The organism is Halolactibacillus halophilus, from assembly GCF_900115605.1.
Lineage (GTDB): Bacteria > Bacillota > Bacilli > Bacillales > Amphibacillaceae > Halolactibacillus > Halolactibacillus halophilus.
Genome location: NZ_FOXC01000008.1, coordinates 34,928 through 54,861 on the forward strand (window position 1 = coordinate 34,928; position 19,934 = coordinate 54,861).

General features: G+C 38.0%; 21 protein-coding genes and 1 pseudogene. 5 read left to right on the forward strand and 17 right to left on the reverse strand.

The genetic code is table 11. The annotated features are described in order from the left end of the window. Positions 1-140 precede the first annotated feature (140 nt). The 12 genes and pseudogenes from BM098_RS04500 to BM098_RS04555 all read right to left on the reverse strand — a co-directional run. Positions 141-677 (reverse strand): RNA polymerase sigma factor, encoded by a 537-nt coding sequence (locus tag BM098_RS04500; protein ID WP_089830850.1) that lies wholly within the window; start codon positions 675-677, stop codon positions 141-143. A 72-nt stretch (positions 678-749) separates the two neighbouring features. Further along, positions 750-2,684, reverse strand: a complete 1,935-nt coding sequence (locus BM098_RS04505) for an MFS transporter (protein ID WP_089830852.1) — start codon at positions 2,682-2,684, stop codon at positions 750-752. Further along, positions 2,659-3,555 (reverse strand): ABC transporter ATP-binding protein, encoded by an 897-nt coding sequence (locus BM098_RS04510; RefSeq protein ID WP_089830853.1) that lies wholly within the window; start codon positions 3,553-3,555, stop codon positions 2,659-2,661. The genes BM098_RS04505 and BM098_RS04510 overlap by 26 nt, the downstream gene beginning before the upstream one ends. Beyond that, positions 3,548-3,937, reverse strand: coding sequence for a GntR family transcriptional regulator (locus BM098_RS04515; RefSeq protein WP_089830855.1), 390 nt, complete (start codon positions 3,935-3,937; stop codon positions 3,548-3,550). The genes BM098_RS04510 and BM098_RS04515 overlap by 8 nt, the downstream gene beginning before the upstream one ends. A gap of 501 nt (positions 3,938-4,438) precedes the next feature. Beyond that, positions 4,439-4,648: a hypothetical protein gene (locus BM098_RS04520; RefSeq protein ID WP_089830857.1), complete on the reverse strand. Its 210-nt coding sequence runs from the start codon at positions 4,646-4,648 to the stop codon at positions 4,439-4,441. Positions 4,649-4,801: 153 nt separating this feature from the next. After that, entirely contained in the window at positions 4,802-5,245 is a 444-nt protein-coding gene (locus BM098_RS04525; RefSeq protein WP_089830859.1) for a DUF5392 family protein, read from the reverse strand. 153 nt (positions 5,246-5,398) lie between these two features. Further along, the gene (locus tag BM098_RS04530) at positions 5,399-6,121 is read right to left on the reverse strand and encodes an amino acid ABC transporter ATP-binding protein (RefSeq protein WP_089830861.1); all 723 of its coding nucleotides are present in this window, start codon (positions 6,119-6,121) and stop codon (positions 5,399-5,401) included. Beyond that, complete coding sequence (locus tag BM098_RS04535) at positions 6,114-6,773, reverse strand: amino acid ABC transporter permease (protein ID WP_089830863.1); 660 nt, start codon at positions 6,771-6,773, stop codon at positions 6,114-6,116. Before BM098_RS04535 ends, BM098_RS04530 begins: the two co-directional genes overlap by 8 nt. Positions 6,774-6,837: 64 nt before the next feature. Further along, positions 6,838-7,689, reverse strand: coding sequence for a transporter substrate-binding domain-containing protein (locus BM098_RS04540; RefSeq protein WP_089830865.1), 852 nt, complete (start codon positions 7,687-7,689; stop codon positions 6,838-6,840). 93 nt (positions 7,690-7,782) lie between these two features. Beyond that, positions 7,783-8,946: a M20 family metallopeptidase gene (locus tag BM098_RS04545; RefSeq protein WP_089830867.1), complete on the reverse strand. Its 1,164-nt coding sequence runs from the start codon at positions 8,944-8,946 to the stop codon at positions 7,783-7,785. Between the two features lie 321 nt (positions 8,947-9,267). Continuing rightward, complete coding sequence (locus tag BM098_RS04550) at positions 9,268-10,044, reverse strand: Cof-type HAD-IIB family hydrolase (protein WP_089830869.1); 777 nt, start codon at positions 10,042-10,044, stop codon at positions 9,268-9,270. Between the two features lie 356 nt (positions 10,045-10,400). After that, positions 10,401-11,234: pseudogene (locus BM098_RS04555) on the reverse strand (S66 family peptidase); the annotation flags it as partial. A gap of 134 nt (positions 11,235-11,368) precedes the next feature. On the opposite strand from BM098_RS04555, the gene BM098_RS04560 reads away from it, so the two are divergent. The 4 genes from BM098_RS04560 to metA all read left to right on the forward strand — a co-directional run bounded on the left by BM098_RS04560 (position 11,369) and on the right by metA (position 13,097). Then, entirely contained in the window at positions 11,369-11,590 is a 222-nt protein-coding gene (locus tag BM098_RS04560; RefSeq protein ID WP_089830873.1) for a DUF1659 domain-containing protein, read from the forward strand. A 40-nt stretch (positions 11,591-11,630) separates the two neighbouring features. Continuing rightward, entirely contained in the window at positions 11,631-11,846 is a 216-nt protein-coding gene (locus tag BM098_RS04565; protein ID WP_089830875.1) for a DUF2922 domain-containing protein, read from the forward strand. Between the two features lie 71 nt (positions 11,847-11,917). After that, complete coding sequence (locus tag BM098_RS04570) at positions 11,918-12,058, forward strand: YvrJ family protein (RefSeq protein ID WP_062322183.1); 141 nt, start codon at positions 11,918-11,920, stop codon at positions 12,056-12,058. 130 nt (positions 12,059-12,188) lie between these two features. Beyond that, entirely contained in the window at positions 12,189-13,097 is a 909-nt protein-coding gene (metA, locus tag BM098_RS04575; protein WP_089830877.1) for a homoserine O-acetyltransferase MetA, read from the forward strand. Positions 13,098-13,193: 96 nt separating this feature from the next. On the opposite strand, the gene BM098_RS04580 is transcribed toward metA, so the two are convergent. From BM098_RS04580 to rlmN, 5 genes are all read right to left on the reverse strand, one after another. Then, a complete protein-coding gene (locus tag BM098_RS04580) occupies positions 13,194-14,867 on the reverse strand; it encodes an alpha-glucosidase (RefSeq protein WP_089830879.1) in 1,674 nt (557 codons plus the stop codon). A gap of 73 nt (positions 14,868-14,940) precedes the next feature. Then, entirely contained in the window at positions 14,941-16,623 is a 1,683-nt protein-coding gene (locus BM098_RS04585; RefSeq protein WP_089830881.1) for an alpha-glucosidase, read from the reverse strand. A gap of 392 nt (positions 16,624-17,015) precedes the next feature. Beyond that, complete coding sequence (locus tag BM098_RS04590) at positions 17,016-17,543, reverse strand: permease (RefSeq protein ID WP_089830884.1); 528 nt, start codon at positions 17,541-17,543, stop codon at positions 17,016-17,018. After that, on the reverse strand, positions 17,534-18,022 hold the full coding sequence (locus BM098_RS04595) for a hypothetical protein (RefSeq protein ID WP_089830886.1): 489 nt from the start codon (positions 18,020-18,022) through the stop codon (positions 17,534-17,536). The genes BM098_RS04590 and BM098_RS04595 overlap by 10 nt, the downstream gene beginning before the upstream one ends. A gap of 189 nt (positions 18,023-18,211) precedes the next feature. After that, positions 18,212-19,279, reverse strand: coding sequence for a dual-specificity RNA methyltransferase RlmN (gene rlmN / locus BM098_RS04600; RefSeq protein WP_089830888.1), 1,068 nt, complete (start codon positions 19,277-19,279; stop codon positions 18,212-18,214). 437 nt (positions 19,280-19,716) lie between these two features. Between rlmN and BM098_RS04605 the strand changes: the two genes are divergently transcribed. Beyond that, positions 19,717-19,917: a cold-shock protein gene (locus BM098_RS04605; protein WP_062322196.1), complete on the forward strand. Its 201-nt coding sequence runs from the start codon at positions 19,717-19,719 to the stop codon at positions 19,915-19,917. Positions 19,918-19,934 lie beyond the last annotated feature (17 nt).

Below are 19,934 nucleotides of genomic sequence, written 5' to 3' on the forward strand. Positions count from 1 at the left end.
GTTTTTTTAAAACAAAAGGCAAAAGAAGTCAGTTGCTTCTTTTGCCTTCATCAGTCGATGCGTTTACTTAATACAGTCATATAAGCATTTCATGTCGTGACATTTATTTAATCATCCTATCAAATATGTCAATATACTTACTAAAGGCATGCCGACGCTTCACGCAAAGATGCTAATTGCTTACGGGCACGGTGAATTCGGGTTTTGGCCGCAGATAATGAAATATCTAAAGTATCGGCAATTTGTTGATCACTTAAATCATCTTCATATTTTAACGTGATCACCTCTTTAAGCTTTGGCGATAAATCATCAAGTAAGTTATGGACTTCTTGATACATACATTGAAACGTCACAGATCTTTCAACGGTATCATCACAATAACATAATTCAATCCCTTGTTCAGTTAAAGCCTCAAATGACACAAGTTCTTTTTTCTTTTCTTTTCGGTACGTATCGATTGCCGTACGAATCACGATTGTACGAAACCACGCTTTTAGTTTTTCTGGTTCTTTTAAGTGTTGATAGGACCGCATCGCTTTCATGAGTGCGTCTTGCACAACGTCTTCTGCCTTTTGGTAGTCATAGACGACACGCTTTGCGACATAGACCATTTCTTGATAGTAACTAAACAGATGGTTGATATCAAGTGATGTCTCTTTCATTGCAACGGCTTCCACGGTGACCACCTCCTCTGTCGTAATAACTATTTGGCTTTTACACTTAGCTTTAGTTATCCGGATTGGTTATACTTAATCTGGAAAAACAAATGATTGACCGACTGTTTGCATCATTGGTTCACTCAAATGTTGTAAATAAATCATCATCATGTACGTCGGTTCACTGCCATCAGATATCATTTGACGAAGCAACGAATCAATTTGTTCAGTTGAGGTATACACCTGTCGTTCCTCATCAGAAAAAGCTGTTTCATAACTTGCCGGCTCATAATATAAATCTTCTTTAAATGGCACGATTACGATTTTTTCTACATCCTCCGCTAGAATTAATGCTTCTTCTGATAAACCTTGTTCGTCAAACCATTCTAGCGTTGCTTCGTGGTCATAAGTTAAATTAATATAGACTTCTTGTTCACCTGGAATATGAATCGATAAGATATTCATCATATAGGCTTGCTCTTCTTGGGGCAGGGATAATGCGTCTTGTCGTAACCTGTCAATCAGCTCAACAATTTGATCACGGTTCGTTATTTTCAATTCTTTGTAGTTATAATAAGTGGATTTAACCTCAATTTTATTTGCTTTTGCTGGATCAATATAAAACAGCGGGTCACTGTATCGTCGGTACATAGGGTGATTATTAATATGGTAGTTATCAAATAGCTCAAATTTTTCTTCACCCAAACTATACTCCCTAACCACTTCAGAGCCATCTGTTAAAATATACATAACTTTAATTGAGCGGTAATAATTTATGAAGTCATTGCGCTCAGCCGAGTTAATTAAGTCCTCGTGCAACGCTTGAATCGTTTTTATATCATCCGGGTCAGTAAAACCAGGCTGTCTACCGTAATAATTGGTACGTTGATTAAAGTTATAATCATCATCAATCACATACGCTTCCTCAATCTCATCAAGGTCTGGCATCCGGTGAACAAAGCCCGTAATATCTAAACTGAAGCCAATGATTAAAATAGTTGCCCCAACTATAAAGAAACCATATTGCTTCACTTTACCAAAAACACGCCATGTTTTTTCAACAATCATTTGGCTAATATAATAACCAATGATAGAAAAAATCAAGTACATTAAAAACAATATCGGTAATTCATATTGAAAGACACCGGCATACATACCACCAATCATCATAAAACTACCGGTAAAACTATAAATAAATATTGGTTTTAACGAGTGAAAGGCAATCGCTTGATTAGCCGATTCCACTGGGCGACGCTTATATAGAAAGTAGCTAAATACAAGTAAAATGACTGCAAGCCCATAATAGACCGTCACTTTCGTCCAGTTTAAATTGGCTTCCATAAAGACGTGATTGATATCAGTCAGCGGTGAAAAATGCAGAATCACATCTTCAACGAGGTAATTCATCGATAAACCCGGTAGAGCATAATGTAGGTTAAAGACCACTAGTAAGGTTAAGCCGACCGGTAAAAATAAAAAGATATAGGTGAAAATCAGTTGAACGAGCGTCACTCCAGTCAACATAGCGACAAATACACTGACACCAAACACGATTAAGGCGGTCGATGCACTTAAGTGGAACCAGTTATTAATATCCACCAAGGAAAGCAAGCAGTGCTGGTCCATCGTCTGATTCACGATTAAAAGACTGATATAAGTCAATAATTGCGGGATTAAGATACTAATAACACCAAATACCGCATGATGCATGTAAATCACTTTTCGTGTACTCGGTAAGCTATGGATAAAGTCACTTGCATCTTGTTTATGTAAATAACGAAACAATACAAGTGCCGTGAGTGTGGGCATAATAAACAAGAGAACGGCTGGAATAAACCCGCCATGAAGCATTAAATTATCGTAATAATAATAATCACCTGGGTTTTTATTAGCTTCAGCTAACATGTTGATTTGGCCTAAAACGATCGTTAATAATAAGACAATAAAATAACCGACAGAGAGCCAACCAGCTAGTCTAAAATTTTGTTTGGTTAATTCTTTTTTACACCAAGACGTGATCCATCGCATAGCCAATTCCCTCCATTTCGTACACAAAGATTTCTTCTAAGGTTAGTGGTAAAACATCAGATAAAATCGGTGCTGTCTCTTTAATGTAGCTATCGATTGCATCCAAATCACCTTTAATAATAAACATATGGACCGAACCTCTTGTTTCGTGATGCAACACGTTAAAATTAGAAAAGAGTGCTTTGGGTGTTGTTTTATAAGCAATTTGAACTTTATGCACATCGGTCTTTAAATCATCGATATCACGGTGAATCACATATTTCCCGCGGTGAATAATGCCAATATAGTTACATAAATCTTCAACCTCTCGCAAGTTGTGTGATGAAATAAGTACCGTCATATTACGCTCGGCCACATCACGCACGATAAGGTTTTTAATTTTCTTTCGAACGACTGCGTCAAGACCATCAAATGGTTCATCTAAAATTAAGTAATCAGGCATGGCCGATAGTGCAAGCCAAAATGATACTTGGCGCTGCATCCCTTTTGAGAAAGTGTGCACTTTTTTCTTGGTATCGAGTTTGAAAATTTGCTCGCATTCGTTAAAACGCGCTTCATCAAATGACGGGTATTGTTCCCGGTAAAAGTCAGCCAATTGTCTAATCGAGTAATGTTGAAAGAAAAAGGGTTGGTCTGGAATGAAAATTAGCCGCTCTTTTAACTTTTTATTCTCATAGATTGGTTCGTTTTCAAATAGAATTGTCCCCGTTGTTGGCTTTATAATACCTGACAACATTTTTAGTAAGGTTGTTTTACCCGCCCCATTTGAGCCGAGCAAGCCATAAATCGTTCCCCGTTCAATCATGACGTCATCTATATCAACTACGCATTCTTTTTCAAATTTTTTCTTTAAGTGCTGTACGCTAATCATTCCCACTTACCTCCTTCTGTTTCTTCATCACTGATTGAATCCATTCAATCAGTGTCGTTTCCTCTACTCCAAGAAACAACGCCTCTTTCACCAATGGTTCAAGATCTGTTCGGATTTCTTCAATTCGCTCACCCGCAACATGATTTTCAAGTGCCTGTACAAAGCTCCCACGACCTTTAACTGAGTATATAAAGTTTTCCTGTTCTAACTGACGATACGCTTTTTGAATCGTATTAGGGTTCACCGTTAACTCTTCTGCCAATTGACGGACCGATGGCAGTTTTTCATCTGGCTCTAAAATATGATTCATAATCAATTGTTTATATTTATCAACGAGTTGTTGATAAATCGGATCGCGACTGCGTAAATCAATATCAAACATTAGGTTCACCCTTTCTATCGATCATCTTTCTCTGATACTTAAAGATAAAACATCTATTCCTATCAATTGCACGAGTGTATTAACTGTATTAGTTCAAGTAGTACACTTATTAGTATAATATAACTTTGTTATTTGTAAAGACTTATTTTAATTTTTCTTTTTTTACCCCATTGGTTTTCAATCTAATTAAGACAATATTTTTTATCGTTAAACAAACAATCATAAAAAACACTTACAGACGTGTTGATTCTGTAAGTGTTTTTTTACCTGTTCTTATGCTTTAGGTGCCCGATTTTCTTCGTACCATCGTTTAGCACGATCGATTTCTTCATTGGAGAGTGCATGGCCATGATTAGTATAAGTCACTGATACAGCGATGCCTTGTTTTTCAAAGGAATTGATTAATTCTTCTGTTTCCGCTTGATCAGCGAGCGGGACATGCTATTTTCATTCACATTATCCCTAACCGATAAAGAGATGTTTCATTTTCTAAAAATACCTCTAAAATACAAGCAATATCCACAATACAATCACAAGCGTCGTTACCGTTCCAATAATGGCACTACGCATGCGTCTTGATAACGGATTAGGAATCAAATGTAACAGTAAAGTTAGTGTTAATACGGTAATACCAACAACAGCTAAGAAATAAATAAATAAGCCTAAAATATTATTAAAAGGATCGGCCATCGCCGCTCTGATTAAATCCATTCTTTCACCTCATCTCTTACACGTACACTAAATCATCTTTTTTCATTTTAATGTATCATCCAGCGTAAAACAACAGATAAACCAATATTTACGACCAATGACCTGGTCAGTTGTTTAAAACCAATCACAAGCTGATGTGATTGGTTTTAAACGTTACCTATATTGGCGTTCTTTTCGTTTATGTTCTTCCGTTAAAAAATGAAAGAATAGTGGTAAATCCATCTGTTTTTGTTTATTGACTCGCGTTACATAACGGTTTTTTTCGTGTTCTTCTATTAAAATACTTTTCTTAATTCGTTCAGCAATATAGCGCTTAACACTTTGGTGCATTTGCTTTTTTAAGAACTGTGATTCCCTAAATAAGCTAAGGCCAACAGCCGCTAAGAGCGCATACACAACCCGCGCCGTCATTGAAATCGAACTAAATTCCGCGCTTAAAAACGGTAACACCATATTTAAGATGCCTAAAATTAAAAGCGGTAAACCAATCATATAAAAGAGTGACACTTTTTTCATTAATGGACGGATCATTGTCGCAATCTTATCCATTTCTTGTTGAATGAACGGTGGTAATGATTTTGAGTTAATGGTTTGCATTACGATTGCCCCTCCTTGTTAACACATAGTAATTAGTACTATTATATGATGATTCAAGTAATTAAGCAACGCATATGAACGTTTTATAAGGAAACGTCTGAGTACAGCTTAAGAAAACACCAATAGCCTGAGCCAGTGATGTTTTCATTATCGTTATAAAATTTTGTCTAAAAAGTCTTTTGCCCGGTCGGATTGTGGATTGTTGAAAAAGGTATGCGGTTCGCCTTCTTCAATGAGTAACCCTTGGTCTAAGAAGATGACCCGGTCGGCAACCTCGCGAGCAAAGCCCATCTCATGGGTAACAACAAGCATCGTCATACCAGACTCCGCCAAGTCTTTCATAACATCTAGCACCTCTTTAACCATTTCTGGGTCAAGGGCGGATGTCGGTTCATCAAATAACATTAAGTCAGGCTCCATCGCTAACGCCCTGGCAATCGCCACCCGTTGTTTTTGACCACCTGATAAACTGCTTGGGTAAGCGTCCTGTTTATCACTTAAGCCTACGCGCTCAAGGAGGGCGAGTCCTTTTTCTTCTGCTTCAGCTCTAGAGATTCGCTTCACTTTTAACGGCGCATACGTTAAATTCTCAAGCACCGTTAAGTGCGGAAATAAGTGAAAGTGTTGAAATACCATCCCTATTTTTTCACGTGCTTTCGTGACATTGGTCTTTTTATCCGTTAAGTCCACACTAGCGACAGTGATGTTACCTTCTGTCGGTGTTTCTAATAAATTAATACAACGCAAGAACGTTGATTTACCAGACCCACTTGGACCGATGACCGAGACCACTTCTCCTTGCTTAATTTCAATCGAAATGTCTTTCAATACTTCATTCTTACCAAAGCTCTTATATAAATGTTCGACATTAATCACCTTTACTCAGTCTCCTTTCAACCCATTTACCTAGTAAGCTTAATACCATAACGAGGCCCCAGTAAATCAAACCAACAAATAAAAGTGGTTCGAAGTTTCGATAAAGATTGGCACCCACAACTTGTCCACGACGCATTAAATCCAAGTAACCAATCGTTGAAACGATGGCTGATTCCTTCGTTAGTGTAATAAATTCATTCATCAAAGCAGGTAAAATATTTTTAAGTGCTTGTGGTAAAATAATATCAATCATCATCTGACGGTACGGCACACCAAGTGCCATGGCTGCTTCTGTTTGTCCTTTATCAACCGCACTGATACCCGCACGAATAATCTCTGACACGTAAGCGGACGAATTTAACCCAAATGCTAAAACCGCAGATAAAAAGGGGGAAATATCATAACCGGTTAACTGCGGGACAGCTAAATAAATAATCATTAATTGTAAAATAAGCGGTGTTCCGCGGAACATCGACGTATAAACATCCGCAAATAAGCGGAGTGGTTTTAATGATCCAATTTTAAATAACGCTAGCACCGTCCCGATAATAAACCCAAACACAATCGAGACAATAACAAATTGTAATGTGACCCATATTCCTTCCAACATAAAAGGAATATAAGGCACGATTTGGCTCCAATCCAAATTCATGCCTTACACCTCATTTCGTATTAAATTTAATGTTAAGTTAAGTACAACCTTAACCTCTTAGTTTTTATTCTTCTGATAAAAATTCTGCTTCAAGTTCGGCGAGTTTACCGCTGTCGATAATGCTATCAAGTGCCGCGTTCACATCTTCAACAAGCGCACTTCCTTTAGGGAAGGCGACTGCCATACCTGGTGATGCATCAGTTGGATCGTCAAACCCTGCTAAGTCTTGTACTTCAATAAAGCCTTTTGCGACTTGCTTATCTAAGTAAATGACGTCGACACGGTTTGTGATTAGTTCTTGCACGAGCATTTGCGCATCATCTAATGCTTTAAGTTCAAACTCATAATCTTCTTGAATGGCTTTGGCACCCTCTTCTTGAATTGTTCCAAGTTGAACACCAACTGTTTTGCCTTCTAAGTCAGCTAAATCCGTCATAGGTTCATCTTTACGCGTGACGAACATTTCGCCTGATGAGTGATACTCATTTGAGAAGTCGACATTTTGACGACGGTTTTCCGTTGCTGACATACCTGAGAGTACCATATCCACACGCTCTGCTTGAAGCGCACCAATTAATCCATCAAATTTCATATCGCGAATTTCTAGCTCCATTCCAAGTTCTTCAGCTATTAACTTCGCCAATTCAATATCGAATCCAACAAATTCCCCATTTACATCCAATGACTCAAATGGTGGGTAATCCGGTGATGTGGCCATTTCTAAAATATTATCTTCAGCATCTGAATCTGCGTCTTGGTCTGTCTCATCTGTTTCACCATCTGTATTTTCAGCTGGTTCATCTCCACTTGTGTCATCAACATTCGGTAGAGCATCATCTTCACCGGCACCACAAGCTGTTAAACCAATCATTAAAGTTGCGACTAACATAAGAAATAACATCGTAAGTTTTTTCATTTCTTTCTCCCCTTCATTTGTATATTTATTCATGATTATGAATTTTAACAAATTTATTCGCATTTGGGAAGTAAAAAGTTTAAAATAATCAAATTATTTTTTTCTCTGATTAAATTCACGTTTAATTTCGGCCAACAATTCCGGGTCGGTTATGCATTTAAGGCCCGTTAACGCCATTGACAGTGCCCCGCGTCGTAACGCCAGTTCGCCAGCTTTAGTCATCGTTTGATCGCGGAAAGCTGTCGTATGCGCGACAAGTCCTGCTTTACCCATTCCAATATAAGGATGAATTGCCGGCACGCGGTGACTGACATTACCAATATCCATTGATCCTAAACCACCTCGCGCTTCTTCTATTTCGGTCTCACCTGCTTTATAAAGTTGTTCTGCATAAATATTCGATAACGTTTGATTGGTGATCATATTATCGTAGCTAAGCTCATAGTTTCGCATCGCTAACGTGGCACCTGTCATAAGTGCTGCTCCTTCTGCAATTTTTTTCACTTTTGCTACGACATCGTTTACATCACGGCGTTCTTTCGCCCGAATATAGAACTGACTGATCGCTAAGTCTGGAACAACGTTGGCTGCTTGACCACCTTCAGTGATGACACCATGAATTCTCACATCATCCTTTAAATGTTGTCTTAAAGCATTGATACCATTATACAGTTGAATCACACTGTCAAGCGCATTAATGCCTTCTTCTGGTGATGCTGCTGCGTGACTCGTTTTCCCCTCGTAACGGAATTCAATCGCATCCATGGCTAATGACTCGCCGCTTTTGGCCGATACACCTGCCGGATGCACCATCATCGCTACATCACAAACATCAAACATGCCTTCGTCTGCCATTGGCACTTTCGCACCATTGGTTTCCTCTGCTGGTGTGCCATATACAATTACGGTGCCACCCGTCTCATCAATCACCTTACTAAGCAGAATTCCTGCGCCAATCCCCATCGTCGCAATTAAATTGTGGCCACAGCCATGCCCCACACCCGGTAGTGCATCATATTCAGCCATAATTCCAATGGTCGGACCTGCTTTTTCCCCTTCATATATCGCCTTAAACGACGTTGGTCGCCCAACTAATCCCGTCTCTACAGTAAAAGCATGTTTGTTCAAATAACTAACCAACGTTTCTTGTGCGATAAATTCCCTATCGCCAAGCTCTGGGTTTTCAAATAAGTGTGTGCGAATATCAAGTAAATCCTGTTCAATCTGATCCATCCAGTCAAATAATTGTTGTTCCATCTTTATCTTCCCCTTTATTTATTTATTTTATTCCTCATCCACCATAAGTGGAATAATGACATAGACGTGCGCTTAATTCACTCAAGCAGCCGCATATATGACTTAGTGTACCATATTACAAACGATTTCAACTAAAGCAGTGCGTCAGTCGATTTGGTAGCCATCTTCCTAGACAATAGTCATTCTATATTCACATGCTATGCCTCTTTTTTTCGGTGATTATAATAATATCAGAAAATATTGAAAACGACTAGATGACTATCTCAGTTTATAAAAAAATTAAAGCAGTTGCCACGTTGTGACAACTACTTTAATTTCAACTTATAATAAGCCCATTTCTTTAATTCCTAGATACAACCCATCTTCATCAACATCAGCCGTCACATAATCTGCCACTTGCTTCGCCTCTGAACAGCTGTTACCCATTGCTACACTGTTATGAATATTTTCAAGCATCTCAACATCATTTAATCCATCACCGAAGGCATAGACATCACTTGGGTCAATGTTTAAGTGATCAATCAATTGTTTAATCCCTCGCCATTTCGATCCCCCTGCCGGTATAATATCAACAGAAAGTGGATGCCAACGAACGAAGTCAAACTCTGGATATTGGCCTTCATATTGTTTAATTTCTTCTTGATCAACAAAAAACAAGGCTTGATATAAATCACGTCCTGCATGATAACTCGGATCATAATCAGGGGTGAAGGTTAATTTAAGGGACGCAATACTTTTATCAATCGATGGATGATTCTCCACGTTTTGGCGCATATTTTGATGATCCATAAACATCATCGGATGATTATTATTATGTCCTTCAACTTCAAGTTGAAGCAGTGCCCGCTTATCAAGTGGTGTTGTGAAAATGACGTTTCCTTGATAGACGACAAACGACCCGTTATAACTGATGTAAGTATCTATTCCTAGTGACGCCCGAATATCTTCATACATAAAGGGGCCCCGTCCAGTTGCAATGGCCACAGTATGGCCCTTTTCTTTTAATATGTTAATAGCTTCGATCGTTTTTTCTGGTAACTGTTTATTATGGTCCAACAGCGTACCGTCAATATCGAAGAAAATTAGTTTTTTTGTCATGAATGTTCCCGCCTTTGTCTCTTTTTTGTTTCTAACAATAGTATACCATATCCTATAAGCTATGACCGATTGATCATTGCCTCAGGTTTGTTTTAAGTTATTCTCGATAAGATTATAAATTAAGGTTTTAAGTGCACATTTTTTGCTACCGCGTTGATTAAGTTAAGATAGCTCTTAATCTATTATTCGCATGTACTTAAGAAACCTAACCATACTAAAGGCACCTGTTTGACTCCAATGCCTAACACACTCATTATTATAACAATGCCAATGATCCAGTCAATACATTTCCGTTATTAGACGTGTTCTCTCTTGTTTTAGACAATTTATTGTTTCAAGGCTTAAAAGTCTGTTTTATAGTTTCCGTGACTTCGACCAAAGAGTATTCCGGAACATCCTTCAAACCAACCCGCTAACTTCATTTGTACCAAAGACCTTCTCAAATCAGTCGTATTTAATTCGCAGTTCTCTAAATACCATACAACCGGTTCATTCGGTATGTATTTATCTCGAAATCTTTTTACGTCCCCATAAGGCGTGCCAATTAAATGGCGAATCACATCAATACACCCACCAAGAAGACGACCTTCTATACAGATTGGTTGATTATTGATAGTTTTCCAATACGTTTTTTCAGTTAGATTAAAGACACAAGATGACGGATTATTGTGGCTCCACTCCTTTTGATATAGTGGTGATGACTTTTGCACAATCGTTTCACCTCTATTAGTAGCTAAAACGGACGCCCACATAGCCGTTGTTTCATCAGAATATTCCCCTCTTAAATCAACTAAATTTGTACCATGGGCTGTGGCAAGACCTTTTGATAATGTAATAGCTAATAACAATACACTTAGATCAGAATAGCCTAGGATCCATTTGTTTTGCATCTTATCAAATTCAACATATTCTAGTATGTCGATTAAAAGCTCCCCACCCCATGGAGGAATAATAACCTCAATTTCATCATTTTTAATCATTGAGTTAAACTCCTTGGCACGTTTCATTGCAGGTGCGGACTTTGCTTTATTCTGAGTCCAAGCAGTCTCGCCTGAAACAACATTAAATCCTTTAGTTTGCATTCGTTTAATTGCTTGATTGAGTATATTATGTCGTTCTTCTCCAACACCCGATGACGGTGCTGGTACTCCGATGGTTGAACCGTTTGTAAATACTGGATATGTTATCATTTTGCACCTCTATTTAAGTTTTGATTAGAAGAAATCAGTTGATAATTAGATATCATCATAGCACAATTCGTCGTATTTTTCCGCCTCCTTTATTTTCTCATAACGATTATAGTTGTGAAAGGAGGTGAGGCACCATGGCTACTCAAGTTACCACAAACTCACGTTTACAGTTATACTTCATCACCGGCGCAGATTTAGAAGGCAAAGACATCGTTAAAACAAAGTCATTTAACAACGTAAAAACCGATGCAACACCAGAAGCTTTACTTGTTGTAAGTAACGCACTTAGCTCAGTTCAACAGTATCCTCTAATGGAAATCAAACGTAATGACACGTCGCTAATCTCTCCAGAGTAATTAGCGACAATGATTGCTAAGGAAAGGAGGTGGACATACTATGAAAGTCTTAGAACTTAAGTTTAGAAATATCGATGATAAAATCGTCACACTTTCACTCGACACACCCATTGAACCGGTTGATCCGGCTTTAATTAACACTGTTATGGATACAATCGTAACCGAAAATGCGTTTATTTCTTCAGGTGGTGATCTCGTTAAAAAAGAGAGTGCCCGTATCGTTGAACGTCAAGTCACTGATATTACCCTTGGTTAATCACATGACTTAACATAGGAGGCCTTTCTGGCCTCCTATTTGTTTATCACTTGTTGAGAGGAGGTTTGTAGATGGACCCTCAATGGATCCAATTAATCGCTGATTTAGGTTTTCCGATTGTGGTAACTTTTTATTTGTTGCACCGGATTGAAACAAAACTCAACACATTAATTGAGTCAATTGTTACCTTACCTGATCGCTTAAAAATATAACCAACGTCCTCATGGTCTGTTTAAGACAGACCATGAGGACTTTTTGTCTGAATTTTCTTAAATTTGATTGAATCCATATACCAACAAAGCTATAATAGACAAATAAAGTTAACGAACGGGGGGATTTTGATTGCCTATAAATGTACCACGTGCACTACCCGCACGACCAATATTAGAAAAAGAAAATATTTTTATTATGGAATCCGATCGAGCGACGACACAAGATATCCGTCCGCTTAATTTATTATTATTAAATCTGATGCCTGAAAAAGAGCGGACTGAGACTCAACTGTTGAGGTTACTAAGTAATTCACCGCTACAAGTTAATGTCGATTTTATTCACACTGCTACCTATGAATCTAAAAATGTGACAAAATCACACTTAGAGAAATTTTATCAAACCTTTGATGCAATAAAAACCAGGTATTATGACGGGATGATTATCACTGGTGCTCCAGTTGAACACCTTGATTTTGAAGATGTTGAATACTGGAAAGAGATGGTTGAAATCATGAATTGGTCCAAGGACCATGTCACGTCGACCTTGCACATCTGTTGGGGTGCACAAGCGGCGCTTTATCATCATTATGGAATTGATAAACAACCGCGTGATAAAAAGATTTCTGGCATCTTTATGCATCAAAGGATTGAAGCGACAAATAAGTTAATGCGCGGCATTAACGATGAATTTTTAGCTCCACACTCACGTAAAACCGATGCCATTTACCAATACATTAAGCACCACCCAGATTTATTAATGTTGGATGATTCAAAAGAAGCTGGCCCCTTACTCATCGCATCAAAAGATGAACGACATGTGATGATTACCGGTCATATTGAATATGATGCTGATACTTTAAACGAAGAATTTATTCGTGACTTAAATAAAGGCATCAAGGTTGATGCGCCGACAAACTATTTCCCGAACAATAACCCAAATGAAGACCCTAAAAACCGCTGGCGTTCGCTTGCCTATTTACTGTTTTCAAACTGGTTAAACTATTACGTGTATCAAGAAACCCCGTTTAAGTGGGATTAAACAAACAAAAAACCAAGTGAGCGAGATTTTTTCGTCACTTGGTTTTTTGTCTTACTATAAAAGAAGGCTTAGCAATATTTAAATCACTTGTTTCACTTATTTTTTCGGTAAGACTTTATAAACCCTTGCCTCATAAGGACGCAGTTTTAAGCTAAGTGTCTTTTCTGTTACAACATAATTTGATAAAACACAGTCAATAAGCTCATAATCATCAGCAAAGTCAATCGTTGTATTTACGGCAAACATATTAATGGCAATGATATATGCCTCGTCATGTTCTTCGTCGTGTCGTAAATAACTATAGACGTGTTCATGCTCACCTTGAATAAGGGTATAATGACCATAAATTAATACATCACTCGCTTTTCTAATTTCAATTAAACGTTTGTAATAATGATAGACCGAATGTGGGTCTTCGACATTGTGCTTCACATTAATATCGGGATAGTTTGGATTCATTTTAAGCCAAGGCGTTCCTGTCGTAAAACCAGCCATTGGTGATTGATCCCAGTGCATCGGTGTTCGCGAGTTATCACGACCATTCTTCCAAATTGAGGCCATAATCTCGTCATGAGACTTTCCTTCTTCTCTTTCATGTTTATAACGGTTTTTAATCGCAACATCGTTATAGTCATCAATCGAGTCAAACTGAACGTTCGTCATCCCAATCTCCTGACCTTGATAAATAAACGGTGTCCCCTGCATAAGGAAGTAAAGTGTTGCGAGACCTTTCGCTGACGTTTGACGTAAATCTGAATCATTTCCCCACGTTGACACTGAGCGAGGTTGGTCATGATTTTCTAAGAATAGCGCATTCCAGCCATGGCCATCTAAACCAACTTGCCATTTTGTTAAAGCGGCTTTTAAGGCGGCTAAATCAAGACCACCATCGACACTCGTTCCCCAAAGGCTTAAATGATCAAATTGAAAAATCATATTAAAGTAACCATCTTCTGCCCCAATCCATTTATCCGCATCATCCAGTGTTACCCCGTTCGCTTCACCAACTGTCATAATATCGTAGTTTTTTAATGTTTTTTGGGCGAACTCTGATAAGAATGTATCGATTCCCGGTTGATTCATATGGTGATCAAAAGACGGAACATACTTTTTGTTTTCTGGATTAGGTAAATCAGGAAAACCTTCGCGCTTTTTAATATGAGAGATGGCATCCACTCTAAAGCCATCAATTCCTTTATCCAACCACCAGTTGACCATGTCATAAAGGGCATCTCTCACCTCTTTATTTTCCCAATTTAAATCGGGTTGCTTTTTACTAAAGACATGCATGTAATATTCAGCCGTTTGTTCATCACGTTCCCACACAGACCCACTAAAGATAGACTCCCAGTTATTTGGCTCTTTTCCGTCTTTATCTGGATGCCAAATATACCAATCACGCTTAGGATTGTCTTTTGATGCTCGTGATTCAATAAACCACGGGTGTTCATCAGAGGTATGGTTAATAACTAGGTCCATAATGATTTTCATGCCACGTTTATGTGTTTCTCTCAGCAACTCATCAAAATCTTCCATTGTGCCAAAGTCAGCCATAATGTCTTGGTAATCGCTAATATCATACCCATTATCATCGTTAGGTGATTCATAAATTGGTGAGACCCAAATCACATCGATACCGAAATTCTTTAAGTAATCGAGTTTTTCAATAATCCCTCTAATATCGCCAATTCCATCACCATTTGAATCATTAAAACTACGCGGATACACTTGATAAGCGACCGCTTCTTTCCACCAAATTTTCTTTGTCATATTGCTGCACCCCTATTATCTTTTTAAAATCCTTATTTGTTTGTTACGTCATGACTTATAGAATCTCTTTTCTTTACTTGTTATTTAACAAAAACGCATAGGCCCCGTATGGCTGTAATGTGTAGCCCGTTTCTGTTTGTTTGATCGCTTCTGTCTCATTCGTAATTAAACAAGTTGCCTTCGTTAAATCAGCAGCTAGGTCAACTGAAACAACATCATCGGTGAAATTTGTTAAAACGAGCAGCACTTGGTCATCTAATAGGCGCTCATAAACATAAACATCTTCACGTGTAGGATAAAGTAGTTGATACCGTCCTGTGACAATTATCTCATATTGTTTTCTTAGTTCAATCAATTGCTTATAGTAATAGAAAATTGAATCTTCTCGCGCTAAGGCATCTTTTACATTAATATCTGTGTAATTCGGATTAACTTTAACCCAGGGTTCACCTATTGTAAAGCCAGCATTAGTCTCACTAGACCATTGCATCGGTGTTCTTGCATTATCACGGCCACGTTTGTAAATAGCGGCCATCATTTCATCCTCTGAAAGTAGCCCCTTCGCTGTTAATTCATGATAGGCATTGATTGACTCAAGGTCTCGGTAATCCTCAATCGAGTCAAACTGAACATTGGTCATACCAATCTCTTCTCCTTGAAATACATAAGGGGTGCCTTTTAACATATGCAAACACGTCGCAAGCATCTTACCTGATTTTTCGCGGTACTCGTTTCGGTTATCACCAAAGCGAGAAATCGCCCGTGGTTGATCGTGATTACTCCAATACAAACTATTCCATCCGACTTGGTCAAGCCCCTCTTGCCAGCGGGTGAAAATTTGTTTTAATTCTGTTAGTTTCCATGCTTCAGGTGTCCACTTCCCGAGTTCACCATCACCTAAGCCGACGTGATCAAAGTTAAACACCATATCTAATTCTTTACGGTCCTCAGCTGTATAGAGCTTCGCCTGCTCTAAACTCACATTTGGCATCTCACCAACGGTAATGGTTTCATAGTCCGCCAAAGCAGCTTGATGCATCTCTTTTAAGTAGTCATGGACTTTGGGTCCGTTGAAATAATACGGGCTACCGTCAGTATAACCCGTTTTCATGACCTCACCATCAGGGTACCGGGGATCTTTTGAAATCATATTAATAACATCCATTCTAAAGCCGGCCACGCCTTTATCTAACCAGTTACGCATCATTTGGTAAACATCACGGCGCATCGCTTCATTTTCCCAATTTAAATCAGGTTGTTTCTTACTGAATAGATGTAAGTAGTATTGACCTGTCTTCTCATCAAACTCCCAGACGCTACCACCAAATGCCGCCGCCCAGTTTGTTGGTGGTTCACCATTTACTTTTGGATTATGCCAAATATAATAATCTCGCTTGTCGCTTGTTTTACTTTCTCTTGATTCAATGAACCAGTGGTGTTCATCTGATGTGTGATTGACAACTAGGTCCATCATAATCTTTAATCCTAATCGATTTGCTTCCGCTGACATCCGGTCATAGTCTTCCATTGTTCCAAACTCATCCATAATCGCTTCATAATCACTAATATCATATCCGTTATCATCATTCGGTGATTGATAGACGGGTGATAGCCAAATAATTTCTATTCCTAATTGTTTTAAGTACGGTAACCGCTCGGTAATACCATTGATATCGCCAATACCATCCCCATTTGAATCGTTAAAACTGCGTGGATAAATTTGATAAACAGTACTGTCTTGCCACCATTTCCCCATATTGACGCCTCCTTAAATTTGTGAAAAGTTTGCGCATTGTGTCATTTTTATACAGCCTAAGTATTTAGTTAAGATTGTTGAATAGTCGATCGACTATATTCCCGCGCATGAGGAATATCTGCAACCGGATACATTTTTAATCATATGGAAATACATTAGGCAAACGGTTGCACTTATTAGCTATCAAAAGAATAGCACACTTTAGTTTGAGCCGCAATATATTTACTTAAATTATTTTCTAAGTCTCTGGTCTACTCGCCTCCCTGAATATGCTATTCTTTTTTTATCATCACTATCACTAAGATAGAAGTAACTGTCACATAACTATTTAATTTTATAATAGAAAAAACCTCTCACACGGACGCGCCGAATGAAAGGTTTTGAGATGAAGATTATTCATTGCTTGTAATATCTTCTTTTAATAACGTGTTTGGATCAAATCGCTTCTCGAAAAAGACACCAACAAGATAAAAGAAAATCAATCCAACAGACACATGAATCAAAGTGTATTTCCAGCCAAATGCCGCAACTTCAAATAGCACAATCGGTAATTTAGCCGTTGTCCACACACCTAAGAAAAATACAACATAACGAATATTTGCCCCCTTCTTTAATAATGTGATCGCAATTGGAAAGGCTATATATAACGGTCCTGCCGCAAGTCCACCGAGTAATAAGGCGATGATGACTCCTAGAAACTTTGAGTCATCTCCCATAAATTTAATTAAGACTTGTTTATCAACCCACTGATCAATCAGACCCACTAGTACAAGAATTGGGGGCAATAATGAAAACATGTCAATTAAGCTAGCACTCGTTAGTGATAACGCTTGTGTCCCGCGTTCAGGGCTAATCAAAGAAAGACCTAACAGAATGATACTTAAGATAATAAGCGCACGATATCGTTTTATTATAGCCATGGTAACACCACCCAAATAATGAAGCTGAAAATAAACGCCATAAGCATGGCTGATAAGTTCCTCATGTACGTGAATTCTTTACCAAAGATACGCCTCTCCATCGGCAAACTAGCAAAACCAACCGAAACAAGTGTCGCAATAAAAGCAGACACCTGGACAAGACCAGCGCCGTTACTCACCAATGTATCCGCAAGTGGAAATACGACAAAACTTGGTAACATCGCAAAGGTTCCAATAAAACTCGCGATAAATACACCGATGACACCCGATCGTTCCCCGATTAGAGATGAAATCGTCTCAGGTGTTAAAATAGATAAACTTAAGCCGACAAACAAAAGAATGGCAAGCAGTTCTGGTGCAAGCTTGACTAATATATTTTTAGCTTTCATCAGTGCTTTTTTTGTCTTTTGTCGGTCTTTAAACCATGATAGACCTGTTAATATCGCAATTAGGCCATACAAAAATATTGATTGACTCATTATACCACTCCTTATATACCCCTAAGAGTATACAAGAATTTATGTTTCATGTCAAAATATCTAAGCGTCAAACTTAAATACTTACGCATCAAACAGCTAATATACAAAAGGACACTTATGTGTAGTTACTATTATCAATCAACAAAAAGACAAAACCTAAAAGCGTGCTCAGAGGTTTTGTCTTTAAAATTAAGCTTGTTGTTTTTTCATTTGTTTACTACGTAATTGACCACAGGCTGCATCAATATCTGACCCTTGTTCTACTCGCACCCCACAATTAATACCTTCATTGAGTAACGCTTCGTAAAAAGCTAAAATCTGTTTTTTCTCACTGCGGTCATATTGATTGTGTTCAGCCACTGGGTTATACGGAATGAGATTGACATAACTTAAGTGGCGTTTATCTTTTAGTAACTTAGCCAACTGTTTTGCTTCTTTCACATGATCATTAACATCTTTTAAGAGAATATATTCAAATGTGATCCGTCGATTCGTTGTTTTCAAATAGTAATCAATGCTATCCATTAACTTTTGAATTGGGAAAGCTTTATTGATCTTCATGATTGACGTTCTTAAGTCATCATTAGGTGCATGGAGTGATACAGCTAGGTTGACTTGTAAATTCTCATCAGCAAAATCTCTGATTTTAGGAGCAAGGCCGCTTGTTGATACAGTAATGTGACGAGCACCAATTGATAATCCTTTTTGGTCATTAACGATACGTAAAAAGGCCATCGTATGATCATAATTATCAAATGGTTCACCAATCCCCATGACAACGATATGACTAACGCGCTCATCTTTACCTTTTTCATCTAGCGCGTGTTGAACTTTCATAATTTGTTCAACAATTTCACCACTTGTTAAGTCTCGGTTTTTCTTCAGTAACCCGCTGGCACAAAACGTACAACCAATATTACAACCAACTTGTGTTGTTACACAAACAGATAGACCATAAGAAAAGCGCATCAGAACTGTTTCAATTAAGTTACCATCTGACAGTTTAAATAGGAACTTAATCGTACCATCTTTTGATTCTTGTTTAATTTCTTCTTCTAATGTACCAATCGTAAAATGAGTTTCTAATAGATCGCGTGTGTCTTTAGGTAGGTTTGTCATATCTTCAAAGGTTTTCACCCGTTTGACATATAACCAATCCCATACTTGTGTTGCTCTAAATTTCTTTAATCCTTGACTCAAAAACCAATCGGTTAATTGATCTTTCGTTAAGCCATAAATGGATGTTTTGTTAGACATTTATCATTTCCCCTTTATTGTTAAATCCGCCGAGCATTTTAATCCCTTACTTATATTATAGGTTCACCTCTTTTTACGCAACCATTTCCTCTCATTAAATAGCTGAAAATAATAGAAATCATCAAAAAAGCGATCATTTCTAACTTTTTTTAAAAAAAGTTATATTTATTTCAATTTCTTTTATTGGTTCAAAACCCTATCATATCAAGGTTTATTTCTTATCTTTTGAAAAAAGTCAGAATTTTATCGACGAAAGCGACAATTTCTCTTCCGATAGGGTTGCATTTATCAAAATCGCCTGCTATAATGAACTTAGCTATTTTGTTCGACTGCAGAAACACTTCAAGTAACTAGCAACGTGAAAGTTTTCGTTTTGATGCTTGAGCAAGAATAGTAATACAATTGTGTGGAACGACCACACTAGGAGGAAAAGTAATATGGCACAAGGTACAGTAAAATGGTTTAACGCAGACAAAGGTTTTGGATTTATCGAAGTAGAAGGACAAGACGATGTATTCGTACACTTCTCAGCAATCCAAGGCGATGGCTTTAAAACACTTGAAGAAGGACAAGCAGTAACTTTCGATATCGAAGAAGGTAACCGTGGACCACAAGCAGCTAACGTTGAAAAGAACTAATTAGACCTAACTCACAA

Coding starts and splice junctions, on each gene's coding strand:
- BM098_RS04545 (WP_089830867.1), bottom strand. CDS start 8,946: ATGGAACAACAATTATTTGACTGGATGGATCAGATTGAACAGGATTTA.
- BM098_RS04550 (WP_089830869.1), bottom strand. CDS start 10,044: ATGACAAAAAAACTAATTTTCTTCGATATTGACGGTACGCTGTTGGAC.
- BM098_RS04520 (WP_089830857.1), bottom strand. CDS start 4,648: ATGGATTTAATCAGAGCGGCGATGGCCGATCCTTTTAATAATATTTTA.
- BM098_RS04525 (WP_089830859.1), bottom strand. CDS start 5,245: ATGCAAACCATTAACTCAAAATCATTACCACCGTTCATTCAACAAGAA.
- BM098_RS04505 (WP_089830852.1), bottom strand. CDS start 2,684: ATGCGATGGATCACGTCTTGGTGTAAAAAAGAATTAACCAAACAAAAT.
- BM098_RS04580 (WP_089830879.1), bottom strand. CDS start 14,867: ATGACAAAGAAAATTTGGTGGAAAGAAGCGGTCGCTTATCAAGTGTAT.
- BM098_RS04570 (WP_062322183.1), top strand. CDS start 11,918: ATGGACCCTCAATGGATCCAATTAATCGCTGATTTAGGTTTTCCGATT.
- BM098_RS04560 (WP_089830873.1), top strand. CDS start 11,369: ATGGCTACTCAAGTTACCACAAACTCACGTTTACAGTTATACTTCATC.
- BM098_RS04565 (WP_089830875.1), top strand. CDS start 11,631: ATGAAAGTCTTAGAACTTAAGTTTAGAAATATCGATGATAAAATCGTC.
- BM098_RS04605 (WP_062322196.1), top strand. CDS start 19,717: ATGGCACAAGGTACAGTAAAATGGTTTAACGCAGACAAAGGTTTTGGA.
- BM098_RS04515 (WP_089830855.1), bottom strand. CDS start 3,937: ATGTTTGATATTGATTTACGCAGTCGCGATCCGATTTATCAACAACTC.
- BM098_RS04535 (WP_089830863.1), bottom strand. CDS start 6,773: ATGAATTTGGATTGGAGCCAAATCGTGCCTTATATTCCTTTTATGTTG.
- BM098_RS04590 (WP_089830884.1), bottom strand. CDS start 17,543: ATGGCTATAATAAAACGATATCGTGCGCTTATTATCTTAAGTATCATT.
- BM098_RS04585 (WP_089830881.1), bottom strand. CDS start 16,623: ATGGGGAAATGGTGGCAAGACAGTACTGTTTATCAAATTTATCCACGC.
- BM098_RS04510 (WP_089830853.1), bottom strand. CDS start 3,555: ATGATTAGCGTACAGCACTTAAAGAAAAAATTTGAAAAAGAATGCGTA.
- BM098_RS04595 (WP_089830886.1), bottom strand. CDS start 18,022: ATGAGTCAATCAATATTTTTGTATGGCCTAATTGCGATATTAACAGGT.
- rlmN (WP_089830888.1), bottom strand. CDS start 19,279: ATGTCTAACAAAACATCCATTTATGGCTTAACGAAAGATCAATTAACC.
- BM098_RS04540 (WP_089830865.1), bottom strand. CDS start 7,689: ATGAAAAAACTTACGATGTTATTTCTTATGTTAGTCGCAACTTTAATG.